Genomic DNA, 17763 nt, shown 5'->3' with positions numbered 1-17763 from the left:
AAGTGGTTAATATTATGGCGCGTTACGATCTCGTAGACCGACTCAACACTACTTTTCGCCAGATGGAACAAGAGCTGGCTGCATTTGCCGCTCATCTTGAGCAACACAAGCTATTGGTTGCCCGCGTGTTCTCTTTGCCGGAGGTAAAAAAAGAGGATGAGCATAATCCGCTTAATCGTATTGAGGTAAAACAACATCTCGGCAACGACGCGCAGTCGCTGGCGTTGCGTCATTTCCGCCATTTATTTATTCAACAACAGTCCGAAAATCGCAGCAGCAAGGCCGCTGTTCGTCTACCTGGCGTGTTGTGTTACCAGGTCGATAACCTTTCGCAAGCAGCGTTGGTCAGTCATATTCAGCACATCAATCAACTCAAGACTACGTTCGAGCATATCGTCACGGTTGAGTCAGAACTTCCCACAGCGGCGCGTTTTGAATGGGTGCATCGTCATTTGCCGGGGCTGATCACCCTTAATGCTTACCGCACGCTCACTGTTCTGCACGACCCCGCCACTTTACGTTTTGGCTGGGCCAATAAACATATCATTAAGAATTTGCATCGTGATGAAGTCCTGGCACAGCTGGAAAAAAGCCTGAAATCACCGCGCAGTGTCGCACCGTGGACGCGCGAGGAGTGGCAAAGAAAACTGGAGCGAGAATATCAGGATATCGCTGCCCTGCCACAGGACGCGAAGTTAAAAATCAAACGTCCGGTGAAGGTGCAGCCGATTGCCCGCGTCTGGTACAAGGGAGATCAAAAACAAGTACAACACGCTTGCCCTACACCGCTTATTGCGCTGATTAATCGGGATAATGGCGCGGGCGTGCCGGACGTTGGGGAGTTGTTAAATTACGATGCCGACAATGTGCAACACCGTTATAAACCACAGGCGCAGCCGCTTCGTTTGATCATTCCACGGCTGCACCTGTATGTTGCAGATTAGCGCCCTGCTTTCATACTGCCGACCATCTGTTCTGGCCGTACCCAGCTGTCAAACTCGGCTTCGCTAAGATACCCCAGCGCAAGGGCCGCAGCTTTTAAGGTCAGCCCTTCTTTATGCGCTTTTTTGGCGATCTCGGCGGCTTTGTCATAACCAATGTGGGTGTTAAGCGCAGTCACCAGCATCAGCGATTCATTGAGTAATTGATTGATTCGCTCACGATTCGGTTCAATGCCCACTGCACAGTGTTTGTTGAAACTTTCCATGCCATCTGCCAGCAAGCGCACCGATTGCAGGAAATTATGAATCACCATCGGACGGAAGACGTTCAGTTCAAAGTTACCGGAAGCGCCACCCATGTTGATCGCCACGTCGTTCCCCATCACCTGACAGCAAAGCATGGTTAATGCCTCACACTGGGTTGGGTTCACTTTCCCCGGCATGATTGAGCTGCCCGGCTCATTTTCCGGGATTGCGATTTCACCAATTCCACAGCGCGGGCCAGAGGCCAGCCAGCGGACATCATTGGCAATTTTCATCAGTGACGCAGCCAACCCTTTCAACGCGCCGTGCGCCTGAACCAGGGCATCACAGGTCGCCAGCGCTTCAAATTTGTTCGGCGCGGTAACAAACGGAGCGCAGGTAATGACTGCCAGTTCATCTGCTACTCGACGCGCATACTCCGGATGGGTATTTAGTCCAGTACCCACCGCTGTACCGCCAAGAGCCAGTTCCGCTACATGCGGCAGGCTGTATTCGATATGTTTGAGATTATGCTCGAGCATCGCTACCCAGCCGGAAATCTCCTGCCCCAGTGTTAGCGGCGTGGCATCCTGCAAGTGGGTTCGACCGATTTTGACGATATCGGCAAATGCGCGCGATTTCTCATTCAGTGTCTGTGTCAGGGTTTTAAGCTGCGGAATGAGTTGCTTGCGCAGCGCCAGCAGCGCCGCAACGTGCATCGCCGTTGGAAAGACATCGTTAGAACTTTGGCTTTTGTTCACGTCGTCGTTAGGGTGAACTTTACGCTCCATCCCACGCACGCCGCCGAGTAATTCACTGGCCCGGTTAGCCAGCACTTCGTTCATGTTCATATTACTTTGCGTGCCGGAGCCGGTCTGCCAGATAGCCAGCGGGAATTCGTCGTCATGCTGTCCTGCCAGTACTTCATCCGCCGCCTGACGAATGGCGTTCGCTTTCTCTTCAGACAACAAGCCTAAATCTTCATTAACTTTTGCCGCTGCGCGCTTGGTTAGCGCCAGCGCATGAATCAGTGAGGTGGGCATTTTCTCCGTCGAAATGCGGAAATGCTCCAGCGAGCGTTGAGTTTGTGCGCCCCACAGCTTATCTGCCGGGACATCAATCGCCCCCATCGAATCTTTTTCGCTGCGTACTGTATTCATGGCCTGCTCCTCACCTGATTAATTTTTTCTTTCTGTTTTGCTTTCGTTAAGCAACTTTTAGCTCACTCATTATTTACTATTTGATAACAAATGTTTGGTCTTTCGTGCCATGTAAAAAAACCGCCCCGAAGGGCGGCTCTGTTTATTTCACACAGCGGGTGCACTGTGTGAGTTGTATCTGCTGGAAGAAGTCATTTCCTTTATCATCCACAAGGATAAACGCCGGGAAATCTTCCACTTCAATTTTCCAGATGGCTTCCATTCCCAGTTCCGGATATTCAACACATTCCAGGCTCTTAATACTTCCCTGCGCCAATACTGCTGCCGGACCACCGATACTACCGAGGTAGAAACCGCCGTGTTTTTTACAGGCATCCGTCACCTGCTGGCTGCGGTTGCCTTTCGCCAGCATGATCATACTTCCTCCCTGCGCTTGCAGTTGATCGACATAAGAATCCATCCGTCCGGCGGTCGTTGGGCCAAGAGAACCGGAGGCATAGCCTTCCGGCGTTTTGGCCGGACCCGCATAGTAAATCGGATGATCTTTGATGTACTGCGGCAGCCCTTCACCGTTATCCATCCGCTCTTTCAGTTTGGCGTGAGCAATATCACGACCGACGATAATCGTGCCATTCAGCGATAAGCGTGTAGAAACGGGATACTGCGACAACTGTGCGAGGATCTCTTTCATCGGACGGTTAAGGTCAACGCGCACCGCTTCGCCTTCTCCCGCTTTGCGCAGCTCTTCCGGGATATATTTTCCTGGATTATGTTCCAGTTTTTCGATCCAGATCCCCTGACGGTTGATCTTCGCTTTGATATTACGGTCAGCAGAACAGGAGACGCCCATACCGACCGGGCAGGATGCGCCGTGACGTGGCAGGCGAATCACGCGGATGTCGTGAGCGAAGTATTTACCGCCAAACTGCGCACCCAGACCAAGATTTTGCGCTTCGATCAGCAATTCTTTTTCCAGTTCCACATCGCGGAACGCCTGTCCGTGCTCATTCCCTTCCGTTGGCAGTTCATCATAGTATTTAGCGGAAGCCAGTTTCACCGTTTTAAGGTTCGTTTCTGCAGAAGTTCCACCAATAACGAACGCAATATGATACGGAGGACAGGCCGCCGTACCCAGCGTGCGCATCTTCTCAACCAGGTAATTTTTCAGTTTCCCCGGCGTTAGTAACGCTTTGGTTTCCTGATAGAGATACGTCTTGTTTGCCGAACCGCCACCTTTGGCGATACAGAGGAATTTGTACTCGTCGCCATCAACGGCATAAAGATCGATCTGCGCTGGTAGATTGGTGCCGGTATTCACCTCTTTATACATATCCAGCGGCGCGTTTTGCGAGTAGCGCAGATTATCTTCGATATAAGTGTTATAGACACCGCGTGCCAGCGCCGCTTCATCACCGCCACCGGTCCATACACGCTGCCCTTTTTTACCAACAATAATCGCGGTGCCGGTATCCTGACAGGTTGGCAGAACGCCTTTCGCCGCGATGTCGGAGTTACGCAGGAATTGCAGCGCCACATATTTATCATTTTCGCTGGCTTCCGGGTCACGCAGAATGTCGGCCACCTGTTGTTGGTGAGCCGGACGCAGCATAAATGACGCATCATGAAACGCCTGACGCGCCAACAAAGTTAACGCTTCGGGTGCGACTTTCAAAATCTCCTGCCCTTCAAATTCAGATACGCTAACGTGTTCGCTGGTTAGAAGGTAATACTCAGTATCATCTTTTTTGAGTGGAAAAGGAGCCTGATAATGAAAGGGTTTGTTTGACATTGTTCTCTCACTTACTGCCTGGTTTGGTTATGCTCTGGGCGGGTGTTCCGTTGCCCTGTTAAAAGCGAGTAACAATATCCTACACACTTTTTTAACAAAAACTGAGACTAGTACGACTTTTTGCGGCTCCAGGTTACTTCCCGTAGGATTCTTGCTTTAATAGCGGGATTAATTTCCACATTAAAACAGGGATTGATCATGCAAAAACTCATTAACTCAGTGCAAAACTATGCCTGGGGCAGCAAAACGGCGTTGACTGAACTTTATGGTATGGAAAATCCGTCCAGCCAGCCGATGGCCGAGCTGTGGATGGGCGCACATCCGAAAAGCAGTTCACGGGTGCAGAATGCCGCCGGAGATATCGTTTCACTGCGTGATGTGATTGAGAGTGATAAAGCGACTCTTTTGGGAGATGCCGTTGCCAAACGCTTTGGCGAACTGCCTTTCCTGTTCAAAGTATTATGCGCAGCACAGCCGCTCTCCATTCAGGTTCATCCAAACAAACGCAATTCTGAAATCGGTTTTGCCAAAGAAAATGCCGCAGGTATTCCGATGGATGCCGCCGAGCGTAACTATAAAGATCCTAACCACAAGCCGGAGCTGGTTTTTGCGCTGACGCCTTTCCTTGCGATGAACGCGTTTCGTGAGTTTTCCGAGATTGTCTCCCTGCTCCAGCCGGTCGCAGGTGCACATCCGGCGATTGCTCACTTTTTACAACAGCCTGATGCCGAACGTTTAAGCGAACTGTTCGCCAGCCTGTTGAATATGCAGGGTGAAGAAAAATCCCGCGCGCTGGCGATTTTAAAATCGGCCCTCGACAGCCAGCAGGGTGAACCGTGGCAAACGATTCGTTTAATTTCTGAATTTTACCCGGAAGACAGCGGTCTGTTCTCCCCGCTATTGCTGAATGTGGTGAAATTGAACCCTGGCGAAGCGATGTTCCTGTTCGCTGAAACACCGCACGCTTACCTGCAAGGCGTGGCGCTGGAAGTGATGGCGAACTCCGATAACGTGCTGCGTGCGGGTCTGACGCCTAAATACATTGATATTCCGGAACTGGTTGCCAATGTGAAGTTCGAAGCCAAACCGGCTAACCAGTTGTTGACCCAGCCGGTGAAACAAGGTGCAGAACTGGACTTCCCGATTCCTGTTGATGATTTTGCCTTCTCGCTGCATGATCTTAGTGATAAAGAAACCAACATCAGCCAGCAGAGTGCCGCCATTTTGTTCTGCGTCGAAGGCGATGCAACGCTGTGTAAAGGTTCTCAGCAGTTACAGCTTAAACCGGGTGAATCAGCGTTTATTGCCGCCAACGAATCACCGGTGACTGTCAAAGGCCACGGCCGTTTAGCGCGTGTTTACAACAAGCTGTAAGAGCTTACTGAAAAAATTAACATCTCTTGCTAAGCTTATTAAAGGCTTATAACACCTTCAGGCGGCCAGTCCGCCTGATTTCATTTTATGGATAATCATTATGAATAAATCGCTGGTAGCGGTAGGCGTCATTGTTGCGCTAGGCGTAGTCTGGACAGGCGGCGCATGGTATACAGGCAAGAAGATTGAAACCCATCTCGAAGACATGGTCGCGCAGGCGAACGCGCAACTCAAACTGACCGCTCCTGAATCCAACCTGGAAGTGAGTTATCAAAACTATCATCGCGGCGTATTCAGCAGTCAGCTGCAACTGTTGGTGAAACCCATTGCCGGGAAAGAAAATCCGTGGATTAAAAGCGGTCAGAGCGTCATCTTCAACGAATCGGTTGATCATGGTCCCTTCCCCCTTGCCCAGCTAAAAAAACTGAACCTGATCCCGTCGATGGCATCAATTCAAACCACGCTGGTTAATAACGAAGTTAGCAAGCCACTGTTTGATATGGCAAAAGGTGAAACGCCTTTTGAGATTAACTCCCGCATTGGTTACAGCGGAGATTCCAGTTCCGATATTTCGCTCAAGCCGCTGAATTACGAGCAAAAGGATGAAAAAGTCGCCTTTAGCGGCGGCGAGTTCCAGTTAAATGCGGACAGAGACGGCAAAGCTATCTCCCTTTCCGGAGAGGCGCAAAGTGGTCGGATAGACGCAGTTAACGAATACAACCAGAAAGTGCAGTTGACTTTTAATAATCTGAAAACCGACGGTTCCAGCACGCTGGCAAGTTTTGGTGAGCGCGTAGGAAACCAAAAACTGTCACTGGAAAAAATGACCATTTCAGTGGAAGGCAAAGAACTGGCACTGCTGGAAGGCATGGAGATCAGCGGTAAATCGGATCTGGTCAATGACGGTAAAACGATCAATAGCCAACTGGATTACTCGCTAAACAGCCTGAAGGTACAGAATCAGGATCTGGGCAGCGGCAAGCTGACTTTAAAAGTCGGCCAGATTGATGGTGAAGCCTGGCATCAGTTTAGCCAGCAATATAACGCGCAAACTCAGGCGCTGCTGGCACAGCCAGAAATTGCCAACAATCCCGAACTTTATCAGGAGAAAGTGACGGAAGCCTTCTTTAGCGCCCTGCCGCTGATGTTGAAAGGCGATCCGGTGATTACTATCGCGCCGCTAAGCTGGAAAAACAGTCAGGGTGAAAGTGCGCTGAATCTGTCGCTGTTCCTGAAAGATCCGGCAACGACTAAAGAAGCGCCGCAAACGCTGGCGCAGGAAGTAGACCGCTCGGTTAAATCTCTGGATGCGAAACTAACCATTCCGGTGGATATGGCAACTGAGTTGATGACTCAGGTAGCGAAGCTGGAAGGTTATCAGGAAGATCAAGCGAAAAAACTGGCGAAACAGCAAGTTGAAGGTGCGTCAGCAATGGGGCAGATGTTCCGTCTGACCACCTTGCAGGACAATACCATCACCACCAGCCTGCAATATGCTAACGGTCAGATAACGTTAAACGGGCAGAAAATGCCACTGGAAGATTTTGTTGGGATGTTTGCGATGCCGGCATTAAACGTACCGGCTGTACCCGCTATTCCGCAGCAGTAATTCACAGCCAAAACGCCGGAGATTTTTCTCTCCGGCGTTTTTTCTTACTTCAGCATAAAGTCATACTGAATACTCATTTTCACATCCCAGTAATTCAGGCGATCGCCCAGCGTACTGCCATCGCGCTTTTCCCGCCCTTTATCGGCAGCAAGAAAGAAATTCATCCCTTGTAACGGCCCTTCGCTGACCCGATAGTTCATACCCCCTAAGATACCCGCGCCTTCAATCCGCACATCTCGTTTACTGGATTCATAGCCGCGGGTCACAATCGGTGCAAATGTCAGCGTAAATTGCGGAGTTAAACGATAGTTGACGCCCAATTGCCAGGACTGCATTCCTTCACGGTTACGATCAAGACTTAATGAAAAGGGATAGCCAATGTCGGTGTCCACCACGGCACCATTCATTGCATGGCGCAAATAACCACCACTGCCAAATACGCTTCCCCACGGCGCATTCCAGGTCAATTGTCCACTAACTAACGCCGTTTCATTGGGCTGGCTGGTATTACGACTTAAACCTTCGAGTTGCGCGTAAAAGCCGAGCAACTCCCCTTTCAACGTATAATTCGGGTCGAGCGGTATGCTTTTCTCGAGAATACTTTGTATCTGATTGGAAACATCTTTCTGTACCGATGCCCCCAGAGAATAGCGACTGGTATCATCATGCCAACTGGCGGCTAAAAAAGAACGTGCGCGATGTTTATCGTATTTTCCCGTCTGACTGTTATACACCCCTTCATCACGAATACCGGTTGTTGAATCGGTCCATAAAAATACTCGTGAACGCCACATTCCCCACAGATCAATATTTGGCGTTAAAGCCCAGTAACCTAATGCTCCTTCAGAAACTGTCGGTAATGTACGTTGCGAACTGCCAGCCATTAACGGAATACGATAAGGTAAGCTACCATTACTATAATCCGTCCCGAAGCGACCTAATTTAAGCAAGCTATTTTCACTGGGTTTTATTTTTACTGCCCCCAGGGCAAAGCCAAAACTTTTATCACCATCAAGATACCACCGGGTACTCATATCAGCACGAGCACCTAATTTATAAACATAATACGCCCCGCCTTCAACGCCAATAATATTGGAATAGTAACCACTATTGAAATCGAGCAATCCTCCCTGTACCCATGCGTAAATATCTCTTCCCGCGCCAGCACTGGGCTTATCAGCCCTGCGCAATTCGTTTTTCAGTCTGATGCGTAGTCCCGCTTCATCGTCAGCCAGTTGCGCCGCATAAGCAGAGGTAAGGCCAGAGGCAGCCGTCAGGCAAATAACGGCCATGGCCACTATTTTTCTCATAGTTGCACCTTTGATGTTCTGATTATTTTTATTGAATATTAATTAGTGATATCGCTGATTAATTGCTGCTGCACTTTTTTACGATTATCAATTTCAACAACGATTTCTTTGAATTTTTTATCCGTGAGCGGATAAAACCAGATAATGACGAATGCCAGCAGCATAAATCCGCAAGGTACTAAGGCAATTGATGTGCGGATGCCCATAATAACTTCCGGCGTTTGCACCTGATTGGCAATATATCCGCTTAATCCCAAAATAAAGGCAGGAATTGAACCTCCGATTGCCTGACCGCATTTACGGGTAAATGAGAATAGTGAATAGGTGAGCCCTTTTATTCGCACGCCGGTCAGGTATTCACCGTATTCTACAGTATCAGCTTCCAGTGCCCACATCACGGTCATGGTAACGCCCTGACCAATTGAAGCGATGGCCAACGCAACCAACGCCACTGGCAGTGACCAGACGGAAACCCAGAAGAACAGCAGATAACCGCAGGTTCCCAGCAAAGCGCCAATCAGGAAGGTATTCTTTTTACCGATCCTCGCGACCATCCCCGGCACCAGCGGTGCCGATGCCACAGTACCGACCAGGTTTTGCACCAGTACCAGCACAGTGAACAGCCCGGTATCATTTAACACATAGCGCACGTAGAACAACGACGAGGCGCTGACCGCGAAGGTCGAAATCAGCACACACAGCGCACCGATGCACAACATAAACAGCGGGCGATTCCGTTTCAGGGTTTGCAGACTGATCTTCAATGACGGCTGCGCCACGATACGAACCACATTCTCACGCGTCGATTTGAAGCAGATGAAGTAAAGCACCATTCCGGCAATCGCCAGCACAATCGTCCAGAAATGGTATACCGACACCATCTCTTCCGGGCTGGAGTTCTTAATGCTCGGTCCTATCAGAAATGCCAGGCAGACAAAGGTCAATGACGCGGCAATCCCGCGAGCCGCGCCCAGACGGGCGCGGGATTGTGGTTGTTGGGTCATCGCGGTAGCAAGTGAACCATAAGGAATATTCACCAGGCTGTAGCAAAGCCCGAGTCCCATGTAGGTCAAATATGCATACACAACTTTGCTGCTATGGCTCCAGTCGGTCGGTACCCAGAATACCAGCACGCTGAAGATCATTAACGGCGCAGTACCGAAGAGTAAAAACGGGCGGAATTTTCCCCAACGGGTATTCACACTGTCCACCACTCGTCCGGCAAAGACATCGGCGAAGGCATCGAATACCCGCACCAGTAACAGCATGGTGCCCGCCGCAGCGGCACCGACGCCAGCGACGTCGGTGTAGTAACTCAACAGGAAGAGCGCCCCCATTGCGAAGGCGAAGTTATTGGCGACGTCACCGAGGCTGTAGCCGACGATGGTGCGCCAGGAGAGTTGTTGATTCATTGTTTGCCTCCCTGCTGCGGTTTTTCACCGAAGTTCATGCCAGTCCAGCGTTTTTGCAGCAGAAAAGCCGCCGACTTCGGTTTGCGGTCGCGGGTGAAGATCCCTTTCTTGTTACCGCCAACGCGCAATATGCCTTGCGAGGTCGCAAAATCGGCAAAATTCCATACCTGTTCACCGACGACGGCGCTGACGCGATCAAAGACGCGGTGATACATATCCAGCCATGCACACTGATACTCTTCACTCCACATGTCGGTGTACATTGAGTGCAGCCCGGCTAACGTATCCACGCCGTATTCGGTGATGATAATCGGCTGATGCAGTTTCTCCTGCCAGGCCAGCAGTTCTTTTTCCAGAACCTTCTCTGCCGTTTCCAAATCGCCGCTTTGGACATACCAACCGTAATAACGGTTCAGGCACAGCACATCAAAGAGATCGCTGATGGTATCGGTGTGAGCGTCGCAGAACATTACATTGACACAGGTGATCGGACGCGTCGGGTCGAGTTTACGCGTTGCTTCCGCCAGTGGCGCGAAATATTCCCGTGCACCTTGCGGACGGGTATCCGGTTCGTTGGCAATACTCCACATCACCACGCTTGGGTGGTTTTTGTCACGCGCAATCAGCTCTTCAATCGCCTGTAAGTGCGCCTGCTGGGTTTCCCCGTTGACTGCCTCTTCGCTGTACAGTTCTTTCGGCTTGTTGCCCGCTTCGAAACCAATGCCTAAAGAGAGGTTAAAGCCGACAGCAGCAGTTTCATCAATCACCACGATGCCATGTTCATCTGCCCAGTCGAGCATCTCTTCAGCGTAAGGGTAATGCGAGGTACGGTAGGAGTTGGCCCCAATCCAGTCCATTAATGCGTGATCGTGCACCATCAGCACGTTATCGAATCCTTTGCCGCGCAAATCCGCATCTTCATGACGACCAAAGCCAGTAAAGTAGAACGGTTTGTGGTTAATCAGGAACTGTTCGTCCTTCACTGCCACTGACCGGATGCCGACGCGCAGCGGGTAGATATCACACTCTGTCTGGCTTTTGGCTGTGACGCACAGTTCATAGAGATAACCTTCACCTGGTTGCCAGAGGTGCGGATTCACCACTTGCAAAGTCCCGCTGGTGCCTTGTCCAGTTGCAACCACCTGTTGATCCGCATCACGCAGTTCAACGCTGACATCACCATTTGCCACCACCTGCCAGTCAACAGAAGCGTGGTTACAGTCTTGCGCGACATGCGTCACCACGGTGATATCGTCCACCCAGGTGTTCGGCGTGGTGTAGAGCATTACGCTGCGATGGATCCCGGCATAGTTAAAGAAATCATGGAAGTAAGACTGCTTTTTCTTGCCGTTTTCATCGGTAATCACCATTCCCGGCGGGATAGTCTGCCAGTTCAGTTCATTGTTCACACAAACGGTGATACGTACACTTTTCCCGGCAATAACATACGGCGTGACATCGGCTTCAAATGGCGTATAGCCGCCCTGATGCTCCATCACTTCCTGATTATTTACCCACACTTTGCCGTAATGAGTGACCGCATCGAAACGCAGCACGATACGCTGGCCCGCCCAACCTTTCGGTATAAAGACTTCGCGCTGATACCAGACGTTGCCCACATAATTACGAATATCTGCATCGGCGAACTGATCGTTAAAACTGCCCGGCACAGCAATTGCCCGGCTTTCTTGTAACGCGCTTTCCCACCAACGCTGATCAATTCCACAGTTTTCGCGATCCAGACTGAATGCCCACAGGCCGTCGAGTTTTTTGATTTCACGGGTTGGGGTTTCTACAGGACGTAACATAAGGGACTCCTCATTAAGATAAAAATACTGGTCAACCTTTAATCTGATTAGTTAACCAATTCTGTGTTGCACACAGTTATCTGTGAGAAACCCACGGAAGAGAAATGGAAATAAAAAGAACTGACACCGCGATCAAAAAACCAAAAACTGCAATACCCACAGCGTGATATTGATCGCATTAATCTTTAAAACAGCGTTGACAGAAGCCACAAAATAAGCAATCGAACGTTCGTTCGAACATATTGGGAACGATAAACCCTCATGACATATGGCTACAGTGAATATTTTGGGGGGAATTCTCCGAACCCGGGAAGGATAATTTTTGCACAGAGAAATTACGATATGAAACGCGGGCTCAGTTGTCACCAGCCCGCGGAAAGAGAGAGAGGATCAGGATGCGGTTAAGATACCGCCAATCATCGCGCGTAATCCCTGAGCAAACGACGCTTCACGCGCCAGATCTTCCGCTTCGATATCGGCCAGTACACCGTAGGTCAGATCCAGCAGTAAACGTGAAGTCATTGCCGTGTTGATGTCTGGGCTTATCTCGCCTTTTTGCTGGGCATCACGCATCCGCTGAGCAACAAATTCCGTGATCGTCATATGCTTATTTTTAAGCATGGCGGCGACCTGTGGGTTACGCATCCCTTCCGCCATAATTTCGACCACCAGCGCCCGTTGCCCAAAGGCTTCATGGGTGAGAGAGACAATAGACTCGACCATATAGTCAACGAAATGAATCCCTTCAATCGGTTCCCGGAAACGGGCCAGCGCCCTCTCCTGGTCCTGTAAGATAATCGCCTGAATCAGGGCTTCTTTGGAGATGAAATGGTGATAGAGCGTCCCGGGACTAATGGCGCAAGATTTACAGATGGCTTTCATCGAGGCACTGTGAAATCCATTTTCTGAAAAAATCTCTCTGGCAGCATTGAGGATCCGGGTCCGTGTCGGTTGTGCTTCAGTCTGCATGTTATCCATCATAAAACCATTATAGTTAGCGTGAATAACTAGTTTACCGCGTTGTCAGGTGAGCGCCTATCATTGCTGTTGAATAGTGCGAAGGCACACTCTATTCGTATACTTTTTACTCGAAAATTGGTTAACCAATAGCCGTGATTTGGCTGCCAGTTATTTAGCTGAGACGTTGATGAGTTTATCCCGGTAAACAACACATACGGCTGTTTACCGGTCCGTTAGTGTATTAATTGAGCTCCTGTACCCCACCACCGGAGACCGTGAGAATTTGTCCGCTTACCCAGCTGGCTGCAGGCGAGCAAAGGAACAGCGCCGCGTTAGCAATATCTTGCGGTTGGCCCAGACGTCTGATCGGCGTGTGTTGTAACATTTTTTGTTCAATTTCTGGTGTAATAACGGATTTCAGGGCATCGGTTAATATTGCCCCCGGCGCAATGCCATTTACCCGAATATTTTTTTCACCCAGGTCAAATGCCATATTTCTGACCAGATGACTGGCCGCAGCTTTAGATGATGCATAAGAAGTCATGTTTATATTTTTATTTTCTGCCGCCATAGAAGTGATGGTCAGAATAACGCCACCGCCATTTTTTTCCATTTCTGGCGCAACAAGTTGTGACAGATGGAAAAAAGAAAACACATTCAGTTCATAAGCACGGCGAAAATCTGCCATTGGCATATCAAACGGTTTAGGACCACCGCCACCGGCGTTGTTAACCAGGATATCAACTTTACCCAGCTTACTGACGGCAAAGTCTGCCAGTGCAGAGAGTTCCTGTTCGGAAGTAATATCACAACGGCAGGCAAATGCCTGACCACCCAGTTGTTGAATTTCGTCTACAACATGATTAGCTGCATCGGCATTAATATCACTGACCACCACAGATGCGCCAGCTGTCGCGAATGTAATGGCAATTTCTTTACCAATACCTGCACCCGCACCTGTGATGATGGCGCATTTTCCGTCGAGTCTCAGGTTGTCAGAATTAAACACATAAACCTCCTGTGAACTTCAGTAAAAATAAAAGGCACCGCCTGTGTGCAACATTTTTTATCATTAACCTTGAGGAAAGGACACTACCAGGTATAGCAGATAAAGAGAGGATTATTTCGCCGCAATGAGCCGGGCGGGAATAATAAGATTGCGTGAATGCGTCTCTTCATGGGTGATTTTTTGCATCATGCGATCCGCAAGTGTGGTACCAAGTTCCCGCGCTGGCGTGCTGGCCCAGGTAACGGGTATATCATCAAGTGTGGTAGGCGTTGCATCGGTAAATGCCGCCAGCGAAACCTGTTGCTCAAAGTAACGATCGACTCCGCTTTCCCCGCTTTGCCTTCCTGCTTTCAGCAAACCAAACCATGCCCCCATCGCAATAGTTTCGTTATAGCAAACCACGGCGCTGATGGTCGGGTTATGACGTAAAAGCGCCGTGATAGCTTCCGCGGCTTGCTTCTGGCTGGAAGTGCACTCCAACACCCAATCGCTGTGAAACGGCAGGCCAAATTTTAGTAGAGTTGCACAATAGCCCCCCACCCGCTCTGCCCGGGTTAATGAGGAACTTTGCCCTCCCAGCCAGGCGATACGCTGATGCCCATTGCGAATGAGATGCTCCGTTAACAACTGTGCTGCCTGCATGTTGTCCGGGCGAACCGTATCAACATCATCAAGATAACTGGCACGGGAAGCGAAAATCACCGGGATAGCTTTTTCTTCTGCCATCCGTCGCAGGTCATCGCTGCTTCCTGCAGCCCCGGCAATGACCACACCATCGACCCCCTGATTCAGTAACAGTGAAAACCGTTGTGCCAGCTGCTCGCCGTCTTTACCGCCGTGAAGCAAAAAAACCATCCGTCCCTGCGCTTCCAGAGCTTCCGTCAATCCGGCCGTTAATTCGGCGTAAAACGGCGCAGATAAATCACGGACGATCAAACCAATGACGCCGCTTTGCCCGCCGCGCAGCGCCGACGCCTGACGATTGCGTACAAATCCCAGCTCTTCAATGGCGGCGTTAACGCGTTCTCCTGTGGCGGTAGAGATTCGCCCTTTGCCACTTAGCACCAGCGAAACGGTGCTTACCGACACGCCCGCAGCCAGCGCAACATCATGAATGGTTATTTTTTTGGCGGTAGCCATGCAGATGACCTACTCCCTGATTATGTGACAGATAAAACGTTTTACCTTTTATTTATTTTATACCCGCTATTATCGTTGCGTAATGTGATTTATGCCTCACTAAAATTTGATAAAACGTTTTATCTTCTCGCGCAATTTACTGAATCCAGATTGTTCTCTACGAGGAGTCGTTTTATGACGGCGAAAACAGCACCGAAAGTCACGCTGTGGGAGTTCTTCCAGCAGTTAGGCAAAACCTTCATGTTACCCGTGGCATTATTGTCGTTCTGCGGCATTATGCTCGGCATTGGTAGTTCTCTTAGCAGCCATGATGTCATCACCCTGATCCCGGTCCTGGGCAACCCCGTGTTGCAGGCTATCTTTACCTGGATGAGTAAGATTGGCTCGTTTGCTTTTAGTTTCCTGCCAGTCATGTTCTGTATCGCCATCCCGCTGGGCCTGGCACGCGAAAACAAAGGCGTAGCGGCATTCGCTGGCTTCGTCGGTTATGCGGTAATGAACCTCGCGGTAAACTTCTGGTTGACCAATAAAGGCATTCTGCCAACCACGGACGCCGCGGTTCTGAAAGCCAATAACATTCAGAGCATTCTTGGGATCCAGTCGATCGACACCGGGATCCTCGGTGCGGTGATCGCCGGTATTATCGTCTGGATGCTGCATGAGCGTTTCCATAATATCCGCCTGCCAGATGCGCTGGCATTCTTCGGCGGTACGCGCTTCGTACCAATCATCTCCTCGCTGGTGATGGGTCTTGTCGGCCTGGTGATTCCATTAGTCTGGCCAATTTTCGCCATGGGTATTAGCGGATTAGGCCATATGATCAACAGCGCGGGTGATTTCGGACCGATGCTGTTTGGTACCGGTGAACGTCTGCTGTTGCCGTTTGGTCTACATCACATTCTGGTGGCATTAATTCGCTTTACCGACGCAGGCGGCACGCAGGAAGTCTGCGGTCAAACCGTCAGCGGTGCACTGACCATCTTCCAGGCGCAATTGAGTTGCCCGACCACTCACGGTTTTTCTGAAAGCGCCACGCGTGTCCTTTCGCAAGGTAAAATGCCTGCGTTTCTCGGCGGTCTGCCAGGTGCAGCGTTAGCTATGTATCACTGTGCGCGCCCGGAAAATCGCCATAAAATTAAAGGTCTGCTGATTTCTGGCCTGATCGCCTGTGTCGTTGGCGGCACGACCGAACCGCTGGAATTCCTGTTCCTGTTCGTAGCGCCAGTTCTGTATGTCATCCACGCGCTGTTAACCGGCCTCGGCTTCACTGTCATGTCTGTGCTCGGCGTCACCATCGGTAATACCGACGGCAATATCATCGACTTTGTGGTGTTCGGTATTTTGCATGGTCTGTCAACCAAGTGGTACATGGTGCCAGTAGTGGCGGCAATATGGTTTGTCGTTTACTACGTCATCTTCCGTTTCGCTATCACCCGCTTCAATCTGAAAACCCCGGGGCGCGATAGTGAAGTTGCCAGTTCAATCGAAAAAGCCGTTGCCGGTGCGCCGGGTAAATCAGGTTACAACGTTCCAGCAATCCTCGAAGCCTTAGGCGGTGCCGACAATATTGTCAGCCTCGATAACTGCATTACCCGTCTGCGTTTGTCTGTGAAAGATATGTCGCTTGTTAATGTGCAGGCACTGAAGGACAATCGGGCAATTGGCGTAGTACAACTTAATCAACATAACCTGCAGGTTGTTATCGGGCCACAAGTTCAGTCAGTAAAAGATGAAATGGCCGGTCTGATGCATACTGTCCAGGCATAAGGATAAGATATGTTCGATTTTTCAAAGGTCGTGGATCGTCATGGCACATGGTGTACGCAGTGGGATTATGTCGCCGACCGTTTCGGCACTGCTGACCTGTTACCGTTCACGATTTCAGACATGGATTTTGCCACTGCCCCCTGCATTATCGAGGCGCTGAATCAGCGTCTGATGCACGGCGTGTTTGGCTACAGCCGCTGGAAAAACGATGAGTTTCTCGCGGCTATTGCCCACTGGTTTTCCACCCAGCATTACACCGCCATCGATCCTCAGTCGGTGGTGTATGGCCCTTCTGTTATCTATATGGTTTCAGAACTGATTCGTCAGTGGTCTGAAACAGGTGAAGGCGTGGTGATCCACACACCCGCCTATGACGCATTTTACAAGGCCATTGAAGGTAACCAGCGCACAGTAATGCCCGTTGCTTTAGAGAAGCAGGCTGACGGCTGGTTTTGCGATATGGGCAAGCTGGAAGCCGTGCTGGCGAAACCAGAATGTAAAATTATGCTCCTGTGTAGCCCACAGAATCCTACCGGGAAAGTGTGGACGTGCGATGAGCTGGAGATCATGGCTGACCTGTGCGAGCGTCATGGTGTGCGGGTTATTTCCGATGAAATCCATATGGATATGGTTTGGGGCGAGCAGCCGCATATTCCCTGGTGTAATGTGGCGCGCGGAGACTGGGCGTTGCTAACGTCGGGATCAAAAAGTTTCAATATTCCCGCCCTGACCGGTGCTTACGGGATTATAGAAAATAGCAGTAGCCGCGATGCCTATTTATCGGCACTGAAAGGACGTGATGGGCTTTCTTCTCCTTCGGTACTGGCGTTAACTGCTCATATCGCCGCCTATCAGCAAGGCGCGCCGTGGCTGGATGCCTTACGCGTCTATCTGAAAGATAACCTGACGTATATCGCAGATAAAATGAACGCTGCGTTTCCTGAACTCAACTGGCAGATCCCGCAATCCACTTATCTGGCCTGGCTTGATCTACGTCCATTGAACATTGACGACAACGCGTTGCAAAAAGCGCTTATCGAGCAAGAAAAGGTCGCGATCATGCCGGGATATACCTACGGTGAAGAAGGTCGTGGTTTTGTCCGACTCAATGCCGGGTGCCCGCGTTCGAAACTGGAAAAAGGTGTTGCTGGATTAATTAACGCCATCCGCGCTGTTCGTTAACCCCAATTGCGCAACGTAAAAAATCGTTGCGCAATCGTGGATTTTTACCCTGCTTTGTT

General features: G+C 50.3%; 13 protein-coding genes. 5 read left to right on the top strand and 8 right to left on the bottom strand.

The window, feature by feature from the left end:
- Positions 1-14: 14 nt before the first annotated feature.
- Positions 15-944: a DNA replication terminus site-binding protein gene (tus, locus tag ACJHX7_RS04700; RefSeq protein WP_094029651.1), complete on the top strand. Its 930-nt coding sequence runs from the start codon at positions 15-17 to the stop codon at positions 942-944.
- On the opposite strand, the gene fumC is transcribed toward tus, so the two are convergent.
- Both fumC and fumB read right to left on the bottom strand, forming a co-directional pair.
- On the bottom strand, positions 941-2344 hold the full coding sequence (fumC, locus tag ACJHX7_RS04695; RefSeq protein WP_094029650.1) for a class II fumarate hydratase: 1404 nt from the start codon (positions 2342-2344) through the stop codon (positions 941-943). The genes tus and fumC overlap by 4 nt on opposite strands.
- Before the next feature lie 142 nt (positions 2345-2486).
- Entirely contained in the window at positions 2487-4133 is a 1647-nt protein-coding gene (gene fumB / locus ACJHX7_RS04690) for a class I fumarate hydratase (protein WP_000066639.1), read from the bottom strand.
- Between the two features lie 198 nt (positions 4134-4331).
- Between fumB and manA the strand changes: the two genes are divergently transcribed.
- Together manA and ACJHX7_RS04680 are read left to right on the top strand one after the other, a co-directional pair.
- Positions 4332-5507: a mannose-6-phosphate isomerase gene (gene manA / locus ACJHX7_RS04685; RefSeq protein WP_001170654.1), complete on the top strand. Its 1176-nt coding sequence runs from the start codon at positions 4332-4334 to the stop codon at positions 5505-5507.
- A 100-nt stretch (positions 5508-5607) separates the two neighbouring features.
- The gene (locus tag ACJHX7_RS04680; protein ID WP_001043343.1) at positions 5608-7116 is read left to right on the top strand and encodes a YdgA family protein; all 1509 of its coding nucleotides are present in this window, start codon (positions 5608-5610) and stop codon (positions 7114-7116) included.
- Between the two features lie 44 nt (positions 7117-7160).
- On the opposite strand, the gene uidC is transcribed toward ACJHX7_RS04680, so the two are convergent.
- From uidC to malI, 6 genes are all read right to left on the bottom strand, one after another.
- Positions 7161-8426, bottom strand: coding sequence for a glucuronide uptake porin UidC (uidC, locus tag ACJHX7_RS04675; RefSeq protein WP_097465856.1), 1266 nt, complete (start codon positions 8424-8426; stop codon positions 7161-7163).
- A gap of 38 nt (positions 8427-8464) precedes the next feature.
- Positions 8465-9838 (bottom strand): glucuronide transporter, encoded by a 1374-nt coding sequence (uidB, locus tag ACJHX7_RS04670; RefSeq protein WP_094029648.1) that lies wholly within the window; start codon positions 9836-9838, stop codon positions 8465-8467.
- Positions 9835-11646: a beta-glucuronidase gene (uidA, locus tag ACJHX7_RS04665; RefSeq protein ID WP_094029647.1), complete on the bottom strand. Its 1812-nt coding sequence runs from the start codon at positions 11644-11646 to the stop codon at positions 9835-9837. Before uidA ends, uidB begins: the two co-directional genes overlap by 4 nt.
- A 390-nt stretch (positions 11647-12036) precedes the next feature.
- Positions 12037-12627, bottom strand: a complete 591-nt coding sequence (gene uidR / locus ACJHX7_RS04660) for a DNA-binding transcriptional regulator UidR (protein ID WP_000969092.1) — start codon at positions 12625-12627, stop codon at positions 12037-12039.
- A gap of 220 nt (positions 12628-12847) precedes the next feature.
- Positions 12848-13615: a 7-alpha-hydroxysteroid dehydrogenase gene (gene hdhA / locus ACJHX7_RS04655; protein ID WP_000483362.1), complete on the bottom strand. Its 768-nt coding sequence runs from the start codon at positions 13613-13615 to the stop codon at positions 12848-12850.
- A gap of 111 nt (positions 13616-13726) precedes the next feature.
- Positions 13727-14755 carry a mal regulon transcriptional regulator MalI gene (gene malI, locus ACJHX7_RS04650; protein WP_000179513.1) on the bottom strand — a complete coding sequence of 343 codons (1029 nt, stop codon included), beginning with the start codon at positions 14753-14755 and terminating at the stop codon, positions 13727-13729.
- A gap of 174 nt (positions 14756-14929) precedes the next feature.
- Between malI and malX the strand changes: the two genes are divergently transcribed.
- On the top strand, positions 14930-16522 hold the full coding sequence (gene malX / locus ACJHX7_RS04645; protein ID WP_410231531.1) for a PTS maltose transporter subunit IICB: 1593 nt from the start codon (positions 14930-14932) through the stop codon (positions 16520-16522).
- 9 nt (positions 16523-16531) lie between these two features.
- Positions 16532-17704 (top strand): bifunctional maltose regulon transcriptional repressor/cystathionine beta-lyase MalY, encoded by a 1173-nt coding sequence (malY, locus tag ACJHX7_RS04640; protein ID WP_000459369.1) that lies wholly within the window; start codon positions 16532-16534, stop codon positions 17702-17704.
- Positions 17705-17763 lie beyond the last annotated feature (59 nt).

Source organism: Escherichia sp. WS1451 (genome assembly GCF_046487365.1).
GTDB lineage: Bacteria > Pseudomonadota > Gammaproteobacteria > Enterobacterales > Enterobacteriaceae > Escherichia > Escherichia coli.
This window is presented reverse-complemented; position numbering and strand designations above follow the sequence as displayed.

Coding starts and splice junctions, on each gene's coding strand:
- tus (WP_094029651.1), top strand. CDS start 15: ATGGCGCGTTACGATCTCGTAGACCGACTCAACACTACTTTTCGCCAG.
- fumC (WP_094029650.1), bottom strand. CDS start 2,344: ATGAATACAGTACGCAGCGAAAAAGATTCGATGGGGGCGATTGATGTC.
- fumB (WP_000066639.1), bottom strand. CDS start 4,133: ATGTCAAACAAACCCTTTCATTATCAGGCTCCTTTTCCACTCAAAAAA.
- manA (WP_001170654.1), top strand. CDS start 4,332: ATGCAAAAACTCATTAACTCAGTGCAAAACTATGCCTGGGGCAGCAAA.
- ACJHX7_RS04680 (WP_001043343.1), top strand. CDS start 5,608: ATGAATAAATCGCTGGTAGCGGTAGGCGTCATTGTTGCGCTAGGCGTA.
- uidC (WP_097465856.1), bottom strand. CDS start 8,426: ATGAGAAAAATAGTGGCCATGGCCGTTATTTGCCTGACGGCTGCCTCT.
- uidB (WP_094029648.1), bottom strand. CDS start 9,838: ATGAATCAACAACTCTCCTGGCGCACCATCGTCGGCTACAGCCTCGGT.
- uidA (WP_094029647.1), bottom strand. CDS start 11,646: ATGTTACGTCCTGTAGAAACCCCAACCCGTGAAATCAAAAAACTCGAC.
- uidR (WP_000969092.1), bottom strand. CDS start 12,627: ATGATGGATAACATGCAGACTGAAGCACAACCGACACGGACCCGGATC.
- malI (WP_000179513.1), bottom strand. CDS start 14,755: ATGGCTACCGCCAAAAAAATAACCATTCATGATGTTGCGCTGGCTGCG.
- malX (WP_410231531.1), top strand. CDS start 14,930: ATGACGGCGAAAACAGCACCGAAAGTCACGCTGTGGGAGTTCTTCCAG.
- malY (WP_000459369.1), top strand. CDS start 16,532: ATGTTCGATTTTTCAAAGGTCGTGGATCGTCATGGCACATGGTGTACG.